Source organism: Bacillus cereus group sp. BfR-BA-01350 (assembly GCF_022663775.1).
Classification (GTDB): Bacteria; Bacillota; Bacilli; order Bacillales; family Bacillaceae_G; genus Bacillus_A; species Bacillus_A paranthracis.
Genome location: NZ_JAKUGD010000036.1, coordinates 1 through 524, shown reverse-complemented (window position 1 = coordinate 524; position 524 = coordinate 1). Strand labels below are relative to the sequence as shown.

The following is a 524-nucleotide window of genomic DNA, read 5'->3' as shown; positions in this document are numbered from 1 at the left end:
CCTTCATCGACTCCTAGTGTCAAGGCATCCACCGTGCGCCCTTTCTAACTTAACCAAACTAAAAATTAAAAAATATGAGCTACACTGTTATCTAGTTTTCAAAGAACATACCATTTGCTATTTAAAATAGCTTTTTGGTGGAGCCTAGCGGGATCGAACCGCTGACCTCCTGCGTGCAAGGCAGGCGCTCTCCCAGCTGAGCTAAGGCCCCAAGTTGTATGGTGGGCCTAAATGGACTCGAACCATCGACCTCACGCTTATCAGGCGTGCGCTCTAACCAGCTGAGCTATAGGCCCATACAAATTGCAGGATTTATTTATATCATATCCTCATTTAAGAGTCAATACTTTTTATTGAACTCTCAAAACTAAACGAAAACGAAACACGGAAACTTATATTGATAAACAGCGCTTATCAATTCTCCATAGAAAGGAGGTGATCCAGCCGCACCTTCCGATACGGCTACCTTGTTACGACTTCACCCCAATCATCTGTCCCACCTTAGGCGGCTGGCTCCAAAAGGT

2 tRNA genes and 1 rRNA gene are annotated in these 524 nt (G+C 44.8%); all 3 read right to left on the bottom strand.

The features are described from left to right. Positions 1-135 precede the first annotated feature (135 nt). Positions 136-211: transfer RNA gene (locus MR147_RS26775), tRNA-Ala, on the bottom strand. Positions 212-219: 8 nt separating this feature from the next. Then, positions 220-296, bottom strand: a tRNA-Ile gene (locus MR147_RS26770). 132 nt (positions 297-428) lie between these two features. Further along, a 16S ribosomal RNA gene (locus MR147_RS26765) occupies positions 429-524 on the bottom strand; the annotation flags it as partial.